The organism is Blastococcus tunisiensis (assembly GCF_900112815.1).
Lineage (GTDB): Bacteria > Actinomycetota > Actinomycetes > Mycobacteriales > Geodermatophilaceae > Blastococcus_B > Blastococcus_B tunisiensis.
This window is the reverse complement of the sequence record NZ_FOND01000004.1, coordinates 67,549-90,074: the sequence shown is the minus strand read 5'-3', so window position 1 is coordinate 90,074 and position 22,526 is coordinate 67,549. Positions and strand designations below refer to the sequence as shown.

16 protein-coding genes are annotated in these 22,526 nt (G+C 70.6%); 12 read left to right on the top strand and 4 right to left on the bottom strand.

Annotated elements, in window-relative coordinates:
- The first annotated feature begins 448 nt into the window (after nt 1-448).
- The 10 genes from BM142_RS06580 (at nt 449) to BM142_RS24415 (ending at nt 16,957) form a co-directional block, all read left to right on the top strand.
- Nucleotides 449-928 (top strand): hypothetical protein, encoded by a 480-nt coding sequence (locus tag BM142_RS06580; RefSeq protein WP_217640612.1) that lies wholly within the window; start codon nt 449-451, stop codon nt 926-928.
- Complete coding sequence (locus BM142_RS06575; protein ID WP_092195983.1) at nt 925-3,177, top strand: HelD family protein; 2,253 nt, start codon at nt 925-927, stop codon at nt 3,175-3,177. The genes BM142_RS06580 and BM142_RS06575 overlap by 4 nt, the downstream gene beginning before the upstream one ends.
- Nucleotides 3,161-8,749, top strand: coding sequence for a DUF4011 domain-containing protein (locus BM142_RS06570; protein ID WP_092195982.1), 5,589 nt, complete (start codon nt 3,161-3,163; stop codon nt 8,747-8,749). The genes BM142_RS06575 and BM142_RS06570 overlap by 17 nt, the downstream gene beginning before the upstream one ends.
- Before the next feature lie 1,287 nt (nt 8,750-10,036).
- The gene (locus BM142_RS06565; protein ID WP_092195981.1) at nt 10,037-11,683 is read left to right on the top strand and encodes a nuclease-related domain-containing DEAD/DEAH box helicase; all 1,647 of its coding nucleotides are present in this window, start codon (nt 10,037-10,039) and stop codon (nt 11,681-11,683) included.
- Nucleotides 11,680-12,963, top strand: a complete 1,284-nt coding sequence (locus BM142_RS06560; protein WP_092195980.1) for a DUF6884 domain-containing protein — start codon at nt 11,680-11,682, stop codon at nt 12,961-12,963. Before BM142_RS06565 ends, BM142_RS06560 begins: the two co-directional genes overlap by 4 nt.
- Nucleotides 12,964-13,104: 141 nt before the next feature.
- Nucleotides 13,105-14,373 carry a hypothetical protein gene (locus tag BM142_RS06555; protein WP_139228793.1) on the top strand — a complete coding sequence of 423 codons (1,269 nt, stop codon included), beginning with the start codon at nt 13,105-13,107 and terminating at the stop codon, nt 14,371-14,373.
- A gap of 271 nt (nt 14,374-14,644) precedes the next feature.
- The gene (locus tag BM142_RS06550; RefSeq protein WP_217640611.1) at nt 14,645-14,965 is read left to right on the top strand and encodes a hypothetical protein; all 321 of its coding nucleotides are present in this window, start codon (nt 14,645-14,647) and stop codon (nt 14,963-14,965) included.
- A 288-nt stretch (nt 14,966-15,253) separates the two neighbouring features.
- Nucleotides 15,254-16,225, top strand: coding sequence for a hypothetical protein (locus BM142_RS06545; protein WP_139228792.1), 972 nt, complete (start codon nt 15,254-15,256; stop codon nt 16,223-16,225).
- Nucleotides 16,222-16,653 (top strand): hypothetical protein, encoded by a 432-nt coding sequence (locus BM142_RS06540; RefSeq protein WP_092195977.1) that lies wholly within the window; start codon nt 16,222-16,224, stop codon nt 16,651-16,653. Before BM142_RS06545 ends, BM142_RS06540 begins: the two co-directional genes overlap by 4 nt.
- A 133-nt stretch (nt 16,654-16,786) precedes the next feature.
- Complete coding sequence (locus BM142_RS24415; protein ID WP_175527139.1) at nt 16,787-16,957, top strand: hypothetical protein; 171 nt, start codon at nt 16,787-16,789, stop codon at nt 16,955-16,957.
- Nucleotides 16,958-16,963: 6 nt separating this feature from the next.
- On the opposite strand, the gene BM142_RS06535 is transcribed toward BM142_RS24415, so the two are convergent.
- The 4 genes from BM142_RS06535 to BM142_RS06520 all read right to left on the bottom strand — a co-directional run bounded on the left by BM142_RS06535 (nt 16,964) and on the right by BM142_RS06520 (nt 20,418).
- Nucleotides 16,964-18,355 carry an ADP-ribosylglycohydrolase family protein gene (locus BM142_RS06535; protein ID WP_092195976.1) on the bottom strand — a complete coding sequence of 464 codons (1,392 nt, stop codon included), beginning with the start codon at nt 18,353-18,355 and terminating at the stop codon, nt 16,964-16,966.
- Nucleotides 18,356-18,462: 107 nt separating this feature from the next.
- Nucleotides 18,463-19,245, bottom strand: a complete 783-nt coding sequence (locus tag BM142_RS06530) for a DUF6308 family protein (RefSeq protein ID WP_092195975.1) — start codon at nt 19,243-19,245, stop codon at nt 18,463-18,465.
- 87 nt (nt 19,246-19,332) lie between these two features.
- Nucleotides 19,333-19,920, bottom strand: a complete 588-nt coding sequence (locus BM142_RS06525) for a tetratricopeptide repeat protein (RefSeq protein ID WP_092196186.1) — start codon at nt 19,918-19,920, stop codon at nt 19,333-19,335.
- Nucleotides 19,921-19,947: 27 nt separating this feature from the next.
- Entirely contained in the window at nt 19,948-20,418 is a 471-nt protein-coding gene (locus BM142_RS06520) for a hypothetical protein (RefSeq protein ID WP_092195974.1), read from the bottom strand.
- A 53-nt stretch (nt 20,419-20,471) separates the two neighbouring features.
- Between BM142_RS06520 and BM142_RS06515 the strand changes: the two genes are divergently transcribed.
- Both BM142_RS06515 and BM142_RS06510 read left to right on the top strand, forming a co-directional pair.
- Nucleotides 20,472-21,440, top strand: a complete 969-nt coding sequence (locus tag BM142_RS06515) for an Lsr2 family DNA-binding protein (RefSeq protein WP_092195973.1) — start codon at nt 20,472-20,474, stop codon at nt 21,438-21,440.
- A 91-nt stretch (nt 21,441-21,531) separates the two neighbouring features.
- Nucleotides 21,532-22,458, top strand: a complete 927-nt coding sequence (locus tag BM142_RS06510; RefSeq protein ID WP_092195972.1) for a DUF4253 domain-containing protein — start codon at nt 21,532-21,534, stop codon at nt 22,456-22,458.
- Nucleotides 22,459-22,526 lie beyond the last annotated feature (68 nt).

The following is a 22,526-nucleotide window of genomic DNA, read 5'->3' as shown; positions in this document are numbered from 1 at the left end:
GGCCTGAGGCTGCGCTAGGGACTTTGCGGCGCAATGCCTTCGAGGTGGGGCTGGGGCGCACGTGCCGGCCGGGGCCGGTGTCACGGCAGTGCACCCGAAGCGGTGATGCGGGTCGTCTCCTCACCGGAACTGTCGTTCCGAGATGGCAGGGTCCCGATAGGCCTCGGCAGGGACGCTGAGCACGACGGGGAGTTCTGGATCGATGACGTCAACGGCGCTGTTCCACGTTCCTCCGACGGTCGACGTGGTCGCTGGTGTTGCCGAGCGCGTCGCAGCGCTCGGACCTCGCACGCGTGAGCAGCGCTGGGCGAGCCTCTCCGCCTGCGTCTTGGACGCGGTGTGGAGCATCGGCGCCCGTTACGACGGGGTGGTCGTGCCGCTCGTCCGTCGCGTCCTGGACGACGGAGCGAGTGGTCCGCTGTTGACGCTTGGGCCTCCCGTCGAGGACGTGCATCCCCTGCGCCGCTTCGTCGAGTGCTTCCCCGACGAGGACTCGCTCCTGGAGGTGGCGCGGAACCGCCAGCGCACGTCCACGCGCAACGGGATCACCAAGGCGCGGGCCGCCCTCGGCTATGCGCGCGCTCTCCTGGACCACGGGATCGACGACATCGCCGCCGCGAATCAGGCCCTCTCCTCGCCGCCCCTGCTCGCGTCCATCGACAACCGCTTGCGACGAGTACGAGGAGAAGGGCAGTACGGCATCCGGCGGGGTTACTTCTGGATGCTCTGCGGCGACGACGGGCGCATCAAGCCGGACCGGATGGTCCTCCGGTGGCTGGCCCCCCACGGCGTCCGCGACCCGCACGTCGCACAGCAGCTGCTGATCGACGTCGCCGAGTTCCTCACCAGGGAGGGGGCGACCAAGGTGACGCCCTGGGAGGTCGACCACGCGATCTGGCTCGCGGCGCGCGGTCAGGACACGACATGACGGCCTCGCCCGCGACGCCTGAGACCGATCGTCACCCAGATCTGGACCTGGAGCAGCAGTACGTCACCCGCTCGTACCAGCTGCTCGACAAGGGGCTCGCCGACGTCGAGCACACCTACGCGAGCTATCAGGAGGGGAACCGTGCGACCGCCGCTGCGCTGCGCCGGGCGCTCGACATCCTGCGAAACTCGCGGGGTTCGGGTCAGCTCGTCTTCGGGCGAGTCGACCGTGATGGCGAGCCGCTCTACATCGGTCGCCGCCGCGTCCACGACGAGTCGAAGAACCTCGTCGTCGCCAGCTGGCACGCCCCGGCTGCGCAGGTCTTCTACCAGGCGACGCCGGAAGACCCGCAGGACCTGGATCTCAAGCGCGTCTTCGTCGAGCAGGACCGGATCCTCTCGCGCCTGGTCGACGAGATCACCGCGGCATCCGTGGGGGTCGCCCAGGATGCCGACGCAGCGGGTCCCACACCCGTCAGCGATGCGCTGCTGATCGAACTCGATCGTTCGCGCGACGGAGCGATGCGCGAGGTCGTCGCCACCATCCAGGCGGAGCAGTTCAGGATCATCCGTGCGCCCCGTGACCGCGTCCTCGTCGTCCAGGGTGGCCCCGGAACCGGCAAGACCGTCGTCGGCCTCCACCGCGCTGCCTGGCACGCATTCAACGACGAAGGACTTCGTCGTGCCGGCATCCTGGTGGTCGCCCCCAACACGGCCTTCCTCAGCTACATGAGCGGTGTGCTGCCGTCCCTCGACGCGTCGGACGTGCTGCAGGTCGACCTGGCCTCGCTGTACCCGGGTGAGGCGATGGCCACGGGGACCGACCCAGTCGGCGTCGCCAGGGTCAAGGGGAGCGCCGCGATGGCTCAGGTCCTTCGCCGAGCGCTCGATGCTCGACGCGGGTGGGGCGACGAGGACCTGGAGTTCTCTTTGGGGGGCGCCCGGACGACGCTCGCGGCCGATCGCATCCGCGCGCTGGTCGACGACGCCGCGGCTCGCGATCTGCCCCACAACCAGGCCCGAGACGTCCTCCGGCAGTCCTTGTCGGCCGCCGCCTACGCCGCCTACGCCGGGGCCCAAGCGGCCGGCGGTCGGGCTGTCATCGCGACCGAGCCGGCCATCCGTCGGCTCTCCACGTTCAACAACGCGTTGGATCGCATGTGGCCCACCTTCACCGCCGAAGAGCTGCTGCGCGGCCTGTACGGGACGCAGTCGTGGCTCGTCGAGGCCAGTGATGGCCTGCTCTCGGCCGACGAGCGGGCAGGCCTCTACCGCGAACCCCGTACCAGCATCGGGGACGAACCCTGGACGGACGGCGACCTCTTCTGCCTCGACGAGCTCTCCTACCTCCTCAACGGTGAGGTCCGCACGTACAGACACGTCGTCGTGGACGAGGCGCAGGACCTCTCGCCCATGCAGGCGCGGGCGCTGGCGCGGCGCTGCCCGAGTGGCTCCTTCACCGTGCTCGGCGATCTCGCGCAGGCCACCGGGGCCTGGATCAGGGACAGCTGGTCGGAGCTGACGACGCATCTCTCGACGAGCGAGACCGTCGTCGAGACGCTCACCATCGGTTACCGCGTCCCTTCGGCAGCTCTGGAGCTCGCCGCTCGTCTCCTGCCGCTCATCTCGCCGAACCTCGAGGCGCCGACGTCCGTGCGCCTCGGCGCCGGAGACCCGACCGTGCACATCGCCGGCGAGGACTCGGTCGAGGACCGAGCCTTGGACCTCGCCGCCGCTGATGTGGAGGACGGTCGGACGACGGCGATCGTCCTGCCCGACTCGTCGTTCGACTCGCTGTTGGAGCGCTGCACCGCTGCCGGAACGACGATCGGGAACGGTCGAGACGGGGACTTCTCGCACCCGCTCACGCTCGTGCCCGCGTCGTCCGTGAAGGGCCTCGAGTTCGACTCGGTCGTGCTGCTCGGTCCGACGGAGCTGGCCCGGAGCGCCGTCGATGGCCGACGGCTGCTCTACATCGCGATGACGCGCTGCACCCAGGTGCTGCGCCTCGTGGACGACGGCGTGCTGCCCGAGGGCCTCGACCACCTCCTTCCGTCCGGACCCGACCCGGACGAGCCCGAGGTCGAGGTGATCGGAGACGACGGGGCGAGGGCTGAGAAGCGCGCGGACTCCGCCGACCTCGACGCTCTGGTCGAGCTCGTCACTCGACTCGGTGATGACGATCGGGCGCTCGTGATGGCGCTCGCGCGGCGACTGCTGCAGGAAGGCACACGTGACTCAGAGGTCTGACGCCCACGACATGGCCGAGGAGCCGGGAGGACTCGGGCTGAGCGACCAGCTCGAACGCAAGCTGCGGCGACAGCTCGATCTCTGGCGCTCCTCGCTGGTCGCCGTCGACGGGCGTCAGCGGCTCGTCTACTTCAAGCACATGAGGACGGCGTCGCTGGAGATCGCGGCGCCAGGTGCAGCCGAGCTGATCGGCCAGGTCTCGGCCGGAACGTCCGTGCTCACAGCTCCGGAACCGGAAGGTGCGCAGGAGAGCGACGACCGGCTCCACGACGCTCTGCTGCTCCGGCGGCCGCACATCCTCGTCGGCAACAAGACGACCAAGGAGCTGGGGCCGTCCCTGCGGCGGCTCGACCAGGTCAGTCAGCAGACCTTCGCCGACCGCGGGTTCTGGAGCCTCTACGTCGGAGCGGGTTTCCTCACCTGGAGCGACCACGACGACAAGCCGGCAGAGAGCCCACTCCTCCTCGTGCCCGTTCGGCTTCGGCGTGAGGGCGACGCAGGGCACTGGTCGATCGAGAGCACGGACGACGACATCGCCCTCAACCCGGCGCTCCAGCTCGTCATGGAGAAGGACTACGGCATCACGCTGCCCGAGGTCGATGCCGACGACGTCGACCTGGACGGCTATCTGGCGGATGTCCGGGAGGCCGTTGCGGGACAGAAGGGCTGGAGTGTCACGCCGCGGGCGGTCATGACGACGTTCAGCTTCCACAAGGAGGCCATCTACCGGGACCTCACCGAGCACGCCCAGCAGGTCCTCGAGCACCCCATGGTCCAGCTGCTCGCGCTCGGACCTGACGCGCCGTCCGGGGAGAAGTACGCCTTCGAGCCGGTATCCGAGGACGCCGTCGACGTCGAGCTCCCGCCCGAGAAGATGATGAGCATCCTCGACGCGGACAGCAGTCAGCGGAAGTGCGTCATCGCGGCACGCGGGGGTCGCAGCTTCGTGATGGACGGACCGCCAGGGACCGGTAAGAGCCAGACGATCGCCAACATCGTCGTCGAGCTCATCTCCGCCGGGAAGTCCGTGTTGTTCGTCAGCGAGAAGGCAGCGGCCCTCGACGTCGTCCGGAACAGGCTCGCAGAGAAGCGTCTGGACCCGTTCCTGCTGGAGCTCCACAGCCATGCCGCTACTCGGAAGCAGGTCGCCGCAGAGCTGAACAACGCCTTGACGAAGTCACCGCGCGCCCTGACCCGTTTCGGGGCGGTCGAGATGAAGTCGCTGGCCAAGGACCGCCAGGACCTCACGGACTACGCCGAGGCCATGAACGACGTCCGGCCAGCGCTGGGGCGGAGTCTGTTCGCCGTCCTGGGGCGTGTCGCCCAACTGGAGCGGCACCGCGACATCGCGGTTCCTCCCGCGGACATCTGGGCGGAGCTGGACGGCGAGGGACTGGCGGCGATCCTCGAGCGGGCCGCGGCCCTCGGCCGGGCGTGGAGCCCGGTCGTTCGCCGCGATGACTTCCTCTGGCGGGACCTGCACCTGGCGACCGGCAAGCATGTCGACGTCGACGCGATGCAGCGATCAGCTCGTCGGGCACGCGACGCTGCATCGAGCCTGGTGACGCGGTGCGACGCCGTCGACGAGGACTTCGGGATGCCCTTCGGCCGGCGCCACGACGACGCCGTTCGTCGTCGCGACGTCCTGGCGCTCGTGGAGGGACGGCCGGAGGGCGTCGTCACCGCGTGGCTGTGTGACGACGAATCGACCGTCGTGGGCCACCGGGAGCTCGCTGGGGAGCTGGCCCAGGTGACGGGGGAGCATCACGAGCTCACCGGTCGTCTCCTGCGCGAGGCGGGTCCGCGACAGGGCGAACTCGACAGCGATCTGTTCTCCGCCGTGGATGGAGTGCTGGTTCCCGGGGAGCTGGGGTGGGCGCCGCCTCCGAACCTCGCCGCCAGTTCGGCGGCCGCGCTCCTGTCGTGGCTGCGCGACGCCCCGCACCGCCTGGTCGAGGTCAATGGCGTCACGCAGCGCCTCGGCGGGGCGCTGGGATTCGGCGCGGACAACCCGACGCTCGGTGTGGCCGAGCGGCTCGCGGGCCTGGCCGTTCTCGGCAACAACCCGGCCCGACCGCTCGCGCCGTGGTTCCACCCGGGCGTGCAGGCGGCGCTCGAGGAGTCCGAGCGAGTGCTGGACACGCTCGTCTCCGCAGTCCGCAGCAGGCGTGAGGCTCTCAGCACGGTCTTCACGCCGGCAGCGCTCGAACTCGACCTCGCTGCGCTCGACCAGCGCTTCCGCGAAACCCACACGGGCCTCGGGCGCTTCTCCAGCCAAGCTCGAGCCGACCGGAAGCGGGTCAAGTCAGCCGCCGTCTCCGGCAAGGCCAAGAAGGACGTCCTCGCGCACCTCGGCGAGGCCGCCGAGTGGCAGCGGGCCGAACGAGCCCTCGATTCCGGTGAACAGGACCACGCTGGGCGTCTCGGCTCCTACTACCGGCGGGTCGAGACCGACTTCGACCGAGTATCGAGTGCCATCGAGACGGCTCGCCGTGCGGTGCGGCTGGCCGGGGACGACATCGACGTGAACGCGCTGGCGCGCCAGCTCGGGGCGGACGGCGATCCGGATCCCCTGCTCACCTCGTTGGGGGAGCGGCTGGGCTCGAGCGTCACGGCGTTGAGAGACGAAGCTGCTAGCCACCTCGGCCACGACGCCAGCACGACCGCAGGCATGTCGCTCCACGCCTTCGCCGAGTGGTGCACTCGCCTCGCGGAGCACCTCGCTCCGGCCATCGCCGCGATAGGTCACGTCGCGGACGTGACGGGGCGTGATGTGACGGTCGGGGAAGTGCGGGATCTGCTGCGCATCGCTCGGCGGAGAGATGCCGGCGCCGCACGCGTGCTGGAGAGCTACGACGAGGACGTCCAGCGACTCGGCTCCGCATACCGCGGCCTCGAGACCGAGTGGGCCGACGTCGAGCGCGCGCTCGACTGGCTGGAGTCATCGCGGAAGCAGCTCGGCGGTCCGGTGGCGCCGGTAGTCGCGGACAAGGTCATGTCCCCGAGCTTCGCGTCGGGCGAGCTGACCGAGCTGCTCGAGCGGTGGTCCGGAGCATCGGCAGAGCTCCGCGGCCTCTTCTCCGGCGCGCGATCGGCCGACCTCGACGGAGAGTTCGCGGACCTCGATGCGGCCGTCGTCCTGACCGACGAGATGCTGGAGCACGCCAGCGAGGACATCTACGAGTGGATCGAGCACGTCAGATCGATCGACTGGCTGGAGGAACGCGGGCTCGCCGCCGCCGTCGGGCAGCTCGTCGCCCAGGCAGTGCCCGCTGACGACGTCGCGGAGGCGCTCGAGCGAGTGGTCCTCGCAGCATGGGTGGACGCCACCGTCCGGAACGACGCGAGGCTCGACAAGTACCGCGCCGTCGACCGAGATGCGCTGGTCTCGGAGTTCCAGGACCTCGACCGCCGTCTGATCGAGGACCGGTACTCCGAGGTCGTCGCGCGCTGCGCCGCTCTGCGCCCGACCTCCCGAGGAAGTCGCGGGGCGCAGGTCATCGTCCGAGAGGCGCAGAAGAAGACTCGGCACAAGCCCATCCGACAGCTCCTTGCCGAGAGCGCTTCGCTGGTCCAGGGGCTCAAGCCCTGCTTCATGATGAGTCCGCTGTCCGTCTCGCAGTACCTGCCGGCGTCGATGCGCTTCGACGTGGTGATCTTCGACGAGGCGTCGCAGGTGCTGCCGTGGGATGCGGTGAACTGCGTCTACCGGGGCGAGGCATTGATCGTCGCTGGGGACCAGAAGCAGCTGCCTCCGACTTCGTTCTTCGGCACGACTACGGACGTCGACGAGCACGACGATTCGGAAGACACCCCGGACAGCTTCGAATCCGTGCTCGACATCGCGAAGGCCACGGGTGCTCTTCAGAGCCTCTCCCTCCTCTGGCACTACCGGAGCCAGCACGAGTCGCTCATCACCTACTCGAACCACCGCATCTACGAGCGGACCTTGCACACGTTCCCGGGAGCGAAGTTCGACTCCCTGGATCTCGGCGTCCAGAGCTTCGTGGTCGATGGCGTCTACATGCGGGGCGGCACCCGGGACAACCCCGTTGAGGCGGACTTCGTCGTCGACCGCATCGTCCACCACCGTCGCGAGCACCCGGGGTCGTCGCTGGGTGTCGTGACCTTCAGCGCGGCGCAGGAGGATGCGATCCTCGCGGCGATGGAGCTCCGGTCCGCGTACGAGCCGGCACTGCAGGAGCTGCTGAACGACCACGATCGGTTGGACGGGTTCTTCGTGAAGAGCCTGGAGAACGTCCAGGGCGACGAGCGCGACATCATCCTGTTCAGCATCGGTTACGGCCGGGACGAGTTCGGCAAGCTGACGATGAACTTCGGACCGCTGAACCGGAAGGGCGGCTGGCGCCGGCTCAACGTCGCCATCACCCGTGCTCGCCGGCGGGTCGAGATCATCTCCTCGATCCGCGCGAGCGACATCGCGAACGACGAGTTCCCGAGGCCGGACCCGGACCAGAACGGGGTGCCGCACCTGAAGGCGTACCTGGATTTCGCCGACCGGGGCATCAGCGCCCTGGCGGTCGACGCAGGGTCCGACGACGAGGTTCCGGAGAGCCCGTTCGAGGAGGACGTCCTCGACGTCGTCCGCGGCATGGGTTACCAGGTCGACCCCCAGGTCGGGACAGCCGGCTACCGGATCGACATGGCGGTCCGCCACCCTGACCGACCTGGCGAGTATGCGATCGGTATCGAGTGCGACGGCGCGATGTACCACTCTGCCAAGGCCGCGCGCGACCGTGACCGCCTGCGCCAGCAGGTGCTCGAAGGTCTCGGCTGGCGGATCCATCGCATCTGGGGCCTCACCTGGGTCCGCGACAGGCAAGGGCAGATCGAGCGTCTCCGGAAGGCCATCGAGTCCGCCGTCCGCGGTGAGACGACGACGCTTCCGGCTCCTCGTCCGGCCCCGCCGCCGGAACTGGTGGAGGAGGAGGTCGACTTCGACGCCATGCCGGAGTGGGCCGTGGGCTACCCGTCGCGGAACTCCTACGGGCGCCTGCCCAACGAACGCTCGCTCGCAGGCCCAGCGATGGCGGAAGCTCGGCCAGCGCTGCGCGCCTACTTCGAGCGAATCATCAGAGCCGAAGCGCCTGTCCACCACGGTCGGCTGCTGGAGTGCTTCCGGAACGACTGGGGCGTTGGTCGGGTCGGCGCCGTCATCCAGAAGAACATCGACCTGGTGCTGTCGAAGGTGACGATCGACGGGCGACCCGTCGAGCGGAACGCCGCAGGCTTCCTGTTCATCCGGGACGACGACACCCTGTCGGTGCGAGTGCCCACGGGGGAGGAGGGGGTCCGCAGGATCGGTTGGATCCCGACGGACGAACTGGATCGAGCGATCGTGCTCCTCGTTCGCGACGCGAGGACGATGGACAAGGACCACGTCGGTACCGCCGTCTCCCGGCTGTTCGGGTGGCGGCGCATGGGAGCTGACATCCAGGCCGCCGTCGCGTCGTCGGTCTCCCGGCTGCTCGCCACCCGCTACCTGGTGGAGCAGGATGGCGAACTGCTCGTGAACGATGCCGACGGCCCTGCGTCGGGGCGACCGCGGTGAGCAGGCTCGACCACGGGCGGCCGATGTTCAAGGCCATCGATGCTGGCGGAGGGGAGCGTATCCGCACGATTGCCGAGGAACTGCGCGGATCGGCAGGGGCACGCTCAACAGCGAAACCGGCCGCCTGTCGGTCCTGCCGCTCGGTTCGGCAGCTCGTGGATGGCAACTGTCGCGCTTGCCGTGCGGACAGACAGCTCATCGCCTCGGCGAACACGCAGCTGCGGCCGAAGAGAAGACGCAAGGCGAATGCGCAAGGACGACTCAAGTCGGTCGAGGTCGTCCCGAGCAGCACTGGTAAGGCTGAGCTGGTAAGACAGATCGACGAAGCTCGCGCTCGTATTCAGGCACGGCGGGCCAGACAAGTAGGAGCGCCGGCCGCAGCTGGCGCCAGCAAGCCGAGCCGGGCGGCGCACCGATCGGCCGGCGCTGGACAGCAGTCTGACGAGCAACGATCTCGAACTCGGCTGCAGAGTTCGCGATCGGCGAGTCTCGCCACACGACGGAGCGCCATCTGTCCGTCCTGTTTCACGGAGGTGCCGGTCAGCGGTAGCTGCGCCTACTGCCTCGAGGTGTGACCAGCCATCAGGTGGGTGCCAGGCGGCCCACCTGGCGAGGCCGCCGAGGGCTCTGTGCGTGCCTCCCGTCCGGCCGGCGCGGCGCAGGAGCTTGCTGCCGAGGCCTGTGTGGCAGCAGGGGAGGACACGGCGTCCGGGGGTCCCGTGCCTGCGGAGCGGCGCTGGGAGGGTGCGGTGATGCTTGTGGAGCAACGCCGCCCGTGTCGCGCGGCCGGCGGACGCCTGACGACGGTGCCGGTCGGGGAGGAGCGACCGCGATGAGCGGCCTCAACCACGAGCGCCCCGTCTTCAAGGTCGCGGATGCCGGCGGCGGTGAGCGCGTGCGAACCATCGCCGAGGAGCTCCACGACGCCGGCGTGAGTGGGCCCGGCGGGGCCCCACGACGGTCGTCACCGCTGCGATGCGAGTTGTGCAGGTCGACCAAGGTATCGAGCCAGCGGCTCCGATGCGCGCGCTGTCTCGCAGAGACTCAGACGGTGCGAGAGGCGCGGAAACAGGCATCGGCCACGACGCGTCCGACCGGCACTACTGCGCTCCCCGCACGCCCTGGGTTCTGCCCGCATTGCTTCACGCAGCTGCCGGTGACCGGGAAGTGTGACTTCTGCGCATGAGGACGGCGATTCGCGGACGTGGCCGAAGTTGTCGGCAGGCGCTGACATCCTGCGCCGAATGTTCCTGAGCACGGGGGTTCCACGAGCATGAGCATGTCCCGTTGACGGCCCGCATCTATCCGGCCGAGCCTGACTTCGAGTCGCATGCCGAGCGTCTGTTCGCCGACGCGTTGCGGGAGCAGCTGCCCGACGACGCGGTCATGGTCTGCGGGCAGGTCTTCAGCGACCGTCGGGAGGACCGCGAGGCCGACGTGATCGTCGTCTGGCCGGGCTTCGGTATCGCCGTCATCGAGGTGAAGGGCGGCAGCGTCGCCCTCCGCGGCGGCGAGTGGCGCCAGGTCGGCGGAGGACTGGACAAGCGCATCCGGCCGGTCGACCAGGCGAAGAAGTGCAAGTACCTGCTGCGCGACTACCTCCGTCGCGACCGCCGGTGGACCTCGGGCGACCCACGCATGGTGCACCTGGTCGCCCTCCCGGCCACGACGCTGCCCGCCGACTTCGACGCACCCGACGCCCCGCGCTGGATGGTCCTCGACCGCGCCGACTGCTCATCGGCGGCCGATCGCATCGCGTCCGCGCTCCGCCAGCTGGAGCACGACACGGAGCCGCCGTCCCTCGAGCAGGTCGAGGAGCTCGTCGAGTGCATGGCCGGGGTCGGCATTCCTCAGCAGGATCTGGCAGCCGGCCTGCTCGAACGCGAGGCCGAGTGCGACCTCCTCACCCGTGATCAGGCTCGCGTCCTCGACATGCTCGAGGGCAATGCGCGAGTAGAGATCCGCGGTGGTGCCGGGTCCGGCAAGACCTGGCTGGCACTGGAGAAGGCCCGGCGGCTGACCGCAGCGGGGCAGCGGGTCGCCGTCATGTGCTACTCCCGCGGTCTCGCCGAGTTCCTCAAGCGCCGCATCGCCGCCTGGCCCGCGAAGCAGCAGCCCGCCTACGTCGGCACCTTCCACTACCTCGGGATCGGGTGGGGGGTACCTGCGGGATCGGACGACGACAGCACGTACTGGGAGGAGTTCCTCCCCGGCGAGATGGTCTCGCTGGCCGGCGCACTGCCGGAGGCGGAGCGCTTCGACGCCATCGTCATCGACGAGGCCCAGGACTTCGCGGAGAGCTGGTGGCCGGCCGTCGTCGCGTCGCTGCGCTCGCCGGACGACGGCTGCCTCTACGTCTTCGCCGACGAGGGCCAGCGGGTCTTCGCCCGGCAAGGCCGGCCGACAGTGGCCCTCACCCCGATCAACCTGACCGAGAACCTGCGCAACACCAAGCAGATCGCCGGCACCTTCGGCAGCCTGACGACGTCGCAGATGAAGAACCGCGGCGGCAACGGCGTTCCGGTCCGGTTCGTGCAGTGCACTACTGACCAGACGGTCGACGTCGCCGACGACGAGGCCGTGCGGCTGCTCGACGACGGGTGGCCGGCCGACGCCGTCGCCCTGCTGACCACCTACCGGCGTCACCCCGAGCAGGCGGCGCGTCAGAAGGGCGGCCCCGAGGCCTACTGGGACTCGTTCTGGGAGGACGAGGACCTGTTCTACGGGCACGTGCTGGGCTTCAAGGGTCTCGAACGGCCGGCCGTCGTCCTGGCCGTGAACGGCTTCCGGGACGAGGTGCGTGCCAGAGAGATGCTCTACGTCGGCCTGTCCCGCGCCCGCGACCTGCTCGTCGTCTGCGGAGATCTCGATCTCATCGGCCGGGTGGGTGGCGGCGGAGTCGTGCGGCGCCTCACCGGCGGGGGCGTGGCGTGACCGAGTCGATCTGGGACCTCCTGGGTCGCGCCGCGGAGACCCTGCCCGAGCCCTTCAGCCGCGCGGCGCTCGTCGACTGGGTGCTCAGCCAGCGGCCGGATGTCGAGCCCTCCTCCGTCGGGGTGCACATCCAGTACGCCACGGCCAACGCGCAGAACAGCCGGAACCCCTTCGCCCACCGAGAGCCACTGCTCGATCGGGTCGGCCACGGCCAATACCGGCGGCACGCCACGGAGGTCTCCCACACGCGCGCACCCACCCCGCCGGTGGCACGGACGCCCACAGTTCCAGCTACCGCGGCGTCCGTCGCACGCGTCGTGCTCGTCGGGTGCTCCAGATCCAAGACTTCCACCGCACGGTCTGCTGCCGAGCTGTTCACGGGCGCGGCGTTCACCAAGGCCCGTGCGCACGCCGAGCAGGCAGGGGTCCCGTGGTTCGTGCTCAGTGCCAAGTTCGGCCTGCTCGAGCCCACCGACGTCGTTGCCCCGTACGACGTCTACCTCGCCGACCAGTCGCCGCACTACCGGACGGCGTGGGGTCAGTGGGTGGTCGCCCAACTCGCCGAACGGCTACCGCTGCGCGGCACTGCCGTCGAGGTTCACGCCGGTCGCGCCTACACCGAGCCGCTGCTGGTCCCTCTGGCCGCCGTGGGTGCGACCGTGGTGGAGCCGCTCGCCGGGCTTCGGCAGGGTGAGCGGTTGGCCTGGTACGCCGACGCCTCCGCACCAGCCGGTGCGGAGCTGATGGACGCCGTCGACGTATCGCCCCTGCTCGACGAGTGCAACACCATGGCGCCCGCTCACTTCCTGGCCCGAGGCCGCTCGGCGTACGACGCGCCGGGCTTGTACAGCTGGTGGGTAGATGTCCCCGGTGCGCACAGCCTGTCGGCCGGGCTCGGTCACCGCGTGGCGCCGGGGCTGGTGTACGCGGGTCGGGCGGGGGGCGTCCGGGCGAGCGGAAAGGTGTCCACCAATACGCTCTGGGGTCGGGTCGGCGGCATGCATCTGGAGGGAAACCGGAACTTCTCGACCTTCCGGATGACCCTCACGGCCGCGCTGCGGCAATCCGGCGAGCTCGTCACCGACGAGGAGTCCTTGAGCCGGTGGATGCACGAGCACATGAGCGTCGCCGTCCTGCCCCTCCCGGCATCGGTGGTCCTCCCCGCTGAGGAGCGGATGCTGCGGGCCGCCGATCCGCCGTTGAACCTCCAGGGAATGACAGCGAGTCCCTTGCGGCGCACCCTCACCCAGCTACGACGGGCGGTGTCCTCCGACGAGTGACTTCCCGTGCGGCACGCAGGCCCCTCGCCGCCCGGACCATCCCTCCACGTGCTCGCACGTGGCGATCGGTGCCGATGCGGCCATCTCCGCGGATCGCGACAGGTGGTCCGACGTCCGTGCACGCAACATCGAAAGGTGGACATGACTGCCCTCAAGGACGTGGCTGAACTGCTGGAGCAGGTTCCCGGCGTCTCCGACATCGACGGCAAGAACGACAGAGTGGAGTCGATCGTCGGCACCGCCGTCCGCTGCCTCTACAACGGACAGCGAACCATCGCCGTCGGCACGGACACGAAGACGCAGATCGGCGGACTGCTGGATCTCATCGACCTGCACCTGCATGGTCAGGGCGATTACAAGGGAGTGCCTGTCGCCGCCGACGAGGTGACGCTGTTCCTCGCGGACGACGCGTGGGACACCGAGGCGGAGGGAGCGCTCAGGACACTGGCCGCCCTGTTGGACGCGGAGTTCCGCGTCAACCTGCGCCGGCTGACCAGCCGGGCGGAGGTACTCCCCATCAGCCGACACGGTCTCGACGACCTCGGCGACCACGAGAAGTACCGGTACTCCGACTGGCGCGGCTACTTCGAGGATCTTTGCGATCAGTCGTCGGCACTGGTCCAGCGCATCCTCGCCGGCGTTCCTCGGGAGAGCTTCCGCGCCTACCCCATGCTGACGAACAAGGGCCGGTGGTCGCTACGACTCGAAGGCCTGGAGGTGGCCCAGGTCGGTCAGCGCCGAGGGTGGGTCGACGTCGCCAAGGACTACCTGGGGAAGCGTGGCCCCGAGCGGACGGCATGGCTCGCACAGGTGCCGGAAGGGCGGCTGGAGGTCACCGAGGAGGAGGCCTCCGTCGACCGTGCCATCCACGAGATCAACCGTTTCGCCGACGCCTGGGGCGACATCCTGGCCGCGGGTGTGAAGCAGAACGAGCACGCGCTCGAGTCACGCGTCCTGCGTGGCGCCGTACCCATCCCTGTCTCGACCGGTGAGCTACAGCTCATCGGCGGACGGGATGACCGGGTGAGCTGGGGGAGCCAGTTCCCGACGCGGTGGGGCCGCACGTCCTCCAACGCCGGCCGGTACCTCGATGCCCTGCTCCGAGACGGTTCCACGCCGTGGGCGCTGGAGCTCAAGATCGAGGGATCGGGAGGCGTCGGGAACTACTACCGGCACGCCGTCGAGCAGGCGGTCCTCTACCGCCAGTTCATCCGCCAGGCCACGCCCCTCGCCTCCTGGTTCGAGCGGTTCGATCTCGACCACCGAGCCTGCGGGGCCGCCGTCGTGGTGCCCGAATTTAGGTCCGGGAGCGAGCGGTGGGCTGAACGTCTCCGTGCGGTCTGCGGGGCGTTCGACGTCGAGCTCGTCACCGTGCCCGTCCAGTTCGCCGAGGCGAGGACACTCCCGTGACCGCGACGAACGGCCGGATGTTGCCTGCGCTCGACATCGCCCGACTCGCCAGCGCTCGGGCCTGCACCCGCCTGGCGCCTACGACGAGGTCTTCCACCAGGTGGCCGCCCGGACCGAGGAAGCCGGTAGCGCCGGGAAGGCCGACATCGGCGCGCTGCTGTTCTGGAAGCGTCTTCGAGCAGACACGCCTTGAGCTTCAGCCCTCCACCAGGTAGCCGAGTCCGAGGTGCGGGAGATCACCGCACGTGCCGTCCAGGCCGCCCGCGATGACATGACCACCACTCCCGACGCGGCGTCGGCCGCCCGCAGCGCGCTGACCGCCCTGCCCGGTTTCACGACCGGCGACGCGCTGGCGTCTGCCGTCATCGCCGCGGCGGCGCCCCGACGGATGGCCGAGTATGACCGGCGCGCCCATGCGGCGCTCCGCGCAGTGCTCGGCCGCGACATCGGCCGTCGGCCCGGTCGCTACCTCCGCTACATGACCGAGATCGTGGGTGTGCTCGATGCCGTCCGTGTGCACGACCCAGAATGGACGGCGAGGGACGTCGATCTTGCGCTCTTCTGGCTCGGCGGTCAGAAGGAGGGGGCGTAGTCAGTGCAGGGCGGCCGCAGGCTGAACCGAGCCGGAAGGACCCGAGCCGGACTGCGATGACCGGGTTCGGAGCCACCCGAGCAACGGTGGCTGGTGGCACCTCGCAGGGACGGTGCGGGTTGGCTTCTTGCCGACCGTCGAGATGGCGACCACATTCGCACCGCCGACACCACCCGCCCGAGGCGTGTCGTCAGGTGTCACGGTCGGCATGGTGCGTCCCGGATATCGAGCGATGAGCACTTACGGTTCGCCGACGACCAGGAAACGCTCACGCCGGAGGACATCGCTGTGGTTCTACCTCTCATCCCTCTCGCCCTCATGGGCCTCGGCGCGAGCACCGGACTCGGTGGTCTGGTCACCGGCGTCATGGGTGGTCTGAAGATGAAGGACGCCGGGGCCGTCGCCGACGCGGCGAAGAAGCGCTACGAGGAGTCGCTGGCCCGTACCGAGGAGCGCGTCGGGGAGAGCAACGAGCGGATCCGGCAGTACGGCGAGCAGCAGGAGCAGGCGCGTGAGCTGGTGATCGCGCGGATGGTGGCTTTCATCGAGCGCCACAGCAAGCAGGTCAAGCAGAGTGCGGCGCAGTTCCTCGCGGGCATCGACGCGGAGCAGCGGGAGGTCGAGGGGTTCGCGGGCGCGCTGACCGCGGACGTCAACTGGCTCACGGGGGCCGGAATGGCGGCCGTGACCGGTACAGGTGCCTTCATCGGCATCCCGAGCGTGGTCACCACGCTGGGAGCCGCCAGCACCGGGACGGCCATCAGTTCGCTGTCCGGCGCCGCTGCCTCGAACGCCACCATGGCCTACCTGGGCGGGGGAGCCCTGTCTGCCGGCGGAGGTGGGATCGCGCTCGGCACCGCCGCCCTCGGCGTGGTCACCGTCGGCCCGACGATGCTCGTCGGCGGTCTGACCTTGAACGGTCAGGGAGAGAAGGCGGTGACCAAGGCGAAGGAGTACGAGGCGACGGTGGCCATCGCCGTCGAGGACCACGCCGCCTTCCGCTCGTTCCTCGACACCCTGGACACGCGGGTCGACGAGGTGAGCGGAGTCCTCGCCGGACTCGTGGGACGTTCCCAGGACGCTCTCTGCGCGCTGGAGCAGCTCGACTTCGACCCCAAGCAGCACGGCACCGAGCTCCAGCGCGCCATGACGTTGACCCGAGCAGTGCGGGACGTCTGCACGGTGCCGCTCGTCGCGGAAGACGGGCAGCTGAACTCGGACACCACCCGGCTGGTGGTCGAATACAAGGAGATGAAGTGACGCTCGCCAAGAAGCCGGTGGAGGGGAAAGCCCTCTCGCCCGCCGAGTCGACGCTGCCTGCGATCGACGCTCTCGGGGCGCTCAACAGCGTTATCGACGGCGCCCTCGGTTACCTCCGCCTGCGCGAGGAGCAGCAGACCAAGCGCGCGACGATTGACGCCTACGCGACGGTCGAGGTCGCGCGCATCCACGAGGCCAGCTCGTTCCTCAAGCAGTACTTCGAGCAGGTGTTCGCGGAGCGGTCGACGACGATCGAAGGGCTCTTCCGGCACCTCGACGTCGCGATGACCAGCGGCGACGGAACAGCCACCGAGGCTGCGCTCCAGGGCATCGTCGACCTGGCGAAGTCGTCACCACTGGTCGACCTCGGCGACCTCAGCCAGATCCGGAAGGCGTGGGACGACCCGGACCACGTCTGGGAGCTGTAGCGCGGCAGCGGATCGACGCGGAGACATGCCGCCAAGTCGACAAATCGACCACACCGGTCTCTCCGGCCCCAGCCGTCCGCGACGCGTCGCGCACCTGCCGCACCGGAGCCATTCCGCTTCGTAGCGTCGTGCCGTGGCCAAGCACTTCACCGATGAGACAGCCGAGTTCGCGATGCCCCGGATCGGCCGTCATGCCGCTCCCGACACCGGCAAGCTGGAGCCGACGCAGCGGTTCGTCCCCGACTTCGCGTCGGCGCGTCCGAGGACGCCGGCCGTTCCGCCGCGGGGCACCGAGATTCGCTGACGCCGGTCACCCCTCGGCGGGACGTAGCCGCTCCAGTGCGGCGGTGAAGCTCCCGTTCCAGAGGCCCAAGTGTGGCCAGCGTTCGGCGACGTGCGCCGTCGCCTCCTCGACCGACATCCCCTTCTCGCGCACCAGCCAGCCGCGCAGTACCAGACCGGTGCGAGAGGCGCCGCCGTGGCAGTGAACGAGCACCTGGTGCCCTTCCGCCCGTAGCGCGGTGAGGTCGTCGAGGACGTCGGCCAGCACGGCGTCGAGGTCGTGGTTCCACTCGTTGTCCGCCACGTAGGCCATCCGGTGCACCTCGTGCGGGAACGGGTCGCCGAGCCGGCACAGCGAGATGACGGCGAAGTCCGCCTCGCTGTACCGGGCGCCGTCGAGGTTCCCCGCCCAGATCCCCGGCAGCACCTCCGTCGGGCCGATCCGCGGGATGACGCCCGGGGAGTAGTGCACCAGGGGTTTGCCGTCGAGCGCGGCCGCCAGTTCCTGCAGATCCGCGAGCCCCCACCGCCGGTCGCCGAAAGCGGGCACCCGCCCGTGCACCGCTGACGACCAGCGCATCGGGATACCGCCCATCCCGAACATCGCACCGGCCAGCCCGCCGGCGACGCACGCCACCGTGTCGGTGTCCCCACCGAGGTCGATCACCAGCCTCAGCACCTCGGCGAAGTCGCGCCCGTGCCGCAGCGCCCACACGGCCGAGCCGAGGGTCGACCACACCGCGCCGTTCGACTCCGTCGCGTCCGCCGGCGTCCACGACGACGCCAGCACCGCCGCCCACCGCTCGCGGTGCTCGTCCGCGACCAAGGCGAGTGCCGAAGGGACGGCGGTGAGCGGGTCACCGCCGTCCAGCGCCACCCGCATCAGCTCGGCGTAGATTGCGCATCCCTCGCCGGCCGCCGGGTCGCCGTGCGTCAGCGCCGAGATCCGGCGTGCGGCATCCGCCGAAGCCTCCCCGCCCGATCGCGAGAACCAGATCGCGGCCGGCGTCGCGCGCATCAGCGACCCGTTGCCCGCCGCCCGCCCCGTCGCGGCGAAGTGCTCGGCCGCGACGACGTCCCACGGCCGTCCGGAGCGCAGGACCGCCCGGATCTGCTTGCCGACGTCCGGCGGCTCGACCTCCGCCCAGCGCACGAACCGGCCGAAGAGGTCGGCCTCCTCCAACCCGTCGTTCTCCAGCAGCGACTCCGCCACCAGCAGTGCCATCTGGGTGTCGTCGGTGAACTCGCCCGGCTCCCACCCCAGCGACCCGCCGCCGCACATCTCTGTGTTCGCGCCGCGCGCCGGCACAGGGAAGCGGGCAGAGAACTGGCCGGGCGGGCCGAACTCGAACGGTGCGCCGAGCGCGTCACCGACGGCCGAGCCGACCAGCGCGCCGGCCACGCGGTGGGAGCGGTGCATGCCTTCACAGTGCCAGGCGTCAGGTGGTGCTCTCCGCGTCGATCAGCGCGACGACCTCGCACGCCCCCAGGGGCGCGTCCGGACGACGGCCATGTCGAGTCCGGCTCTCACGAGGCGGTGCCGCTCTGCCACCGGCCCCACTCCGCGGTCTCCCTTCCTGCGGCGACGGCGTGGTTCCATCTCCGGCTCGCCGTGAGCCACACCAGGATGTCGTGCAGCCGGAGGCGCGTCAGGGGGACGTCGTCCTCACCGTTCACCAGTTCGGCGAAGGTCCCTTCCAGGGCGGTGAACTGCTCGTCGTTGGCTCCGAGCTCCCGGTGGAGGACGCCCCAGAGATTGACGTCGTCATCGGTGTGCGCCCGCAGCAGCGGAGCGGCCACATTGTCGATCAGGGGGAACAGGGCGGGTCGCTTGTGGTGCAGCATCTTGTGCGTCAGCGCGGTCTTGATCCCGGTTGTCGCCGTGCACTCCAGCCACGCATCGCCGAGGGCGGCTCCCGTCGTCCCCGGCGGCGGAGTGCGGCCGACCTCCACCTCCGGCAGCTCCCAGAACGCCCGGCCGTCGGCACGTTCGATCGCCGTTCGGACGTGCGGCCAGGCGCGGTCGCCGGCGTCCTTCAGTGCCGTGATCGCGGCCTGGTCCATCTTGCCGTTGATGCCGTCGACGACCAGCACGTCCAGCCAGGCGAACTCGTCGTCCGGTGACGGCGGCACGCAGTCGTAGACGGAGTACGCGTAGGCGCGCACCTTGATCGTGATCCCGTCGGGATGGCTCGGTGTGCGCCTGATCCAGAGGTCCCGCTGGGCCCGCGCGTACCCCAACACGGCGGCCAGGGCGTCACTCCATGCCATGGGTTCGGGGGAGGCGCTGGGCAGCAGGAACGGGGGCATCGGGGGCACGGCGGTGACCGTAGCGGCGGGGGGAGACAGCAGTGCCGGTCGACGAGCGAGCGCGGAACAGAGAGGCGTCCCGCAGGTCTACTCCTCGTCCGGCAGCTCCAGCGGAGGCACGAGGTCGTCGACGTCGTCGGGAGGGAGTCCCAGGGCTGCCCGCACGCGACGGCGGCTCCGGAGCAGGACGTACCCGGAGTGCCCGCTGTCGGGTGGTACGTCCATCGGGTCGGGCAGCTCCAGCGTGCGGAGGCCTATGTTCAGCCACCGGTGCGCCTGCCGCAGGTCACCGGCCATCTCGTGGTTCTCGCTCATGAACACGTAGACGTCCAGATCGGCCGGGGCCTCGCGCCGGACCTCGTCGGCGAGCTGTCGGGCCTCGTCCACCAGGCCCGCCCGCAGGAGCGCGGCGTGCAGGTAGCAGCGGGCGTCCGGCAGGACCGTCCCGCGCGCGGCCACGGAGCGGCGGTACAGCCCCAGCGCGGTGTCGCGCTCGCCCACCTGCTCGAGGTGCCACGCCGCCGCGTTCAGCAGGCGGGCCGGCTCGGCCTCGTCGTCGGGATGCTCCTCGTCCGCCCAGGCGAGCAGCGTCGCGGCGGCGCGCCGGTGGTCCTCCGGCTTCCGCACGGAGAACTCCAGCTCCTCGATGTCGTCGTCGTCCACGGGGCCGCGCACCCCAGCACCGTAGGCGACCACACGGGGTCAGCCGGCTGCGCGGGCTCCGCGCAGCCGGACGCCGGCTCCCCATGCGTCGGCGTCCGGCGTGCTGTCCCGCGGGTCCGCGTCGCCGGTGTCGATGGCCCTCACCAGCTCCCACGCCGGGCCGACACCGAACCGGACGACGTCGGCGAGATCGCCGCTCAGGAGTACATTCAGGGTCGCGGTCAGCTGTTCGTCGCCGAACCCGCCGTGCACGATGACGGTGATCCGGTCGCCGGGCGACGTGCCGTGCAGGCGGTGCTCCTTGCCGAGCTTCCCCTCGTGGCACTCGTCGACGAACGAGCCGTCCGCGGCCGCCACCTCGACGCGACACACCACGCCGTCGGGCACGCCCATCCCGCGGCCCGGACCGTGCAGCACCCGCAGTGTCCCGCCGGCGCCGCTGTCGGCGAAGCGGACGTCGTCCCCAGGCGCGTAGTCGTACGGGTACTTCCCGCGCTTGCGGCCTCCCATGGCGCACGAGTCTGCCGGGCCATGGCGCCGGAGGACATGCCACGCTGGACGCCGTGGTCGACGACCTGCTGGTGGCGCGCAACCCGGAGCCCGACTCGTCGCTGCCGTACCTGATCCGCGTGCCACTCGGGCCGGCGGGCATCGTGGTCAAGGCGCGCGAGACCTGGCCCGGCGCGACGAAGGTCTACTGCCACCGCGCGGCGGAGTGGCCCGCCGACGCCGAGATCGTCGAACGGCACCGGGTGCGTACGTGCACCCGCCGCGGGCCGGCGATCGACCTGGTCCTCGACCGCGGCCGACAGAACCGCTCGCAACTGGTCCTCACCCGGGCGCGCGGCCGCGAGGTGATCTTCTGGCAGACGCCGAGCACCACCAAGCAGGCCCGGCCGGGCGTGGCGCTGCCCACCGCGCGCGCCGCAGGGCAGGTGTTGGAGATCGCCGTCGACACCGGCGAGAAGTACCCGTGGTCCTTCGGCCACCAGCAGGCGGTCACGGTGCGGCAGCGGCTGCCGGCCGGCGACTACGCCGTGCTCCGGGACGGCGCGACGCTGGCTGCCGTGGAGCGCAAGAGCCTCGCCGACCTGGCCGGCAGCCTGCGCAGCGGCAAGCTCACCTACGCCCTCGCGGAGCTGGCCGCCCTCCCGCGCGCGGCCGTCGTCGTCGAGGACCGGTACAGCCGGTTGTTCGCCCTCAAGTACTGGCCGGGCGCCGCCGCGGCCGAGGCGCTCGCCGAGGCGCAGGCCCGCTTCCCGTCGGTGCCGGTCGTCTTCTGCGAGACCCGCCCGCTCGCCCAGGAGTGGGCCTACCGGTGGCTGGGCGCCTGCCTGGCCGAGCTGGACGCCGCGGCCGCGACCGCGGAGGTGGAGGCGACGTTCCCCGCCGGTGGTCCCGTGCCGGCCGCCGAGCCCCGGCCAGCCGCCGTCCGCGAGTGGGCGCGTGCCCAGGGGCTGGAGGTCAGCGACCGCGGGCGCATCCCGCGGGACCTCCTCCAGCGGTACCGGACGTCCGTCGACGGGACATGACGGGGTTGGGCGTGCCTGTGGATCACGTAGCCGCTTCCACAGATCCGCTCGAGCGTCCTCGGCCTGCCGGCCAACAGCGCAGGGTCGGCCCATGCCCAACCTCCACCATCGCCCCGTCCACCCGGAACCGCCGGATCAGCGGCTCTGCGTGCCGTCGCTCGCGGACGTCGTCGCGCCGTCGTCGGCGCTCCTCGACCTGCCACCGGCCGGCCGGCTCCGATTCGGTGACGTCGACCTCGGGAGCGGCCGCCCCGCCGTCGCGCGGAGCATCGACGGCGGTGTGCGTCCCGAGCCCCCGGCGCTCTGGCTGGCCGACCGGGGGAGACCCGATGCCTCGGACACCTGGAGCCGGCTGGTCGACAGGTTCGCCGAGACGAACCTGTGGCCGCTGGTGCTGACCTCGCTCGGCCGCGAGTACGCCGAGCGCCCCTGGGACGCCGGGGAGTTCGAGCCGGCCCCGCTGACCACCGTCGACGCGCTGGACCCGGGCACGGTGCTGGCCACGGGCTGGGCGGACAGCCTGGTGCCGATGGGGGCGGATCCGTACGTCGAGCACCTCCGGCCCTTCGGCGCGGAGTTCCCCGGCCTCGCACCGCCGCTGCCGCGGACGGGTACGCCGGCCATCGTGACGCCGGATGCGCTGGGGCTGTGGGGCAGAGGGCGGATCGGGCTGGTGGCGTGCCGTCGTCCCGCTGACGCGATCGCCTCGATCGGCTGGTTCGGGGCGATCAACAGTCGTAGCGCGGCCCAGGTGTCCGCGGTGCTCCGGAGCTGGGAGGACCGGTTCGGCGCCGTCCTGGCAGGGCTCGGGTTCGCCACCCTCACGCTGCTCGTGCCGGATCCGCCGGAGGACGAGTCCGTGGCGCTGCCCGTCGCGGCCGAGATCGCCGCGCTGTGCCCCGATGTGCTGTCAGAGGACGGTCCCGTGGACGGCTTCGGCTACGCCTCGGGTGGCACGGTGTCGGGCCTGGCCCGGCTGCTGGTGGACCGGCCGGTCTGGAGACTGTGGTGGGACTGACCCCGTTGTCACGGCCTGAACCGCCGGCGCGATGAGGCCGAGGCCCACCGGTTCCAGGGACCGGAACG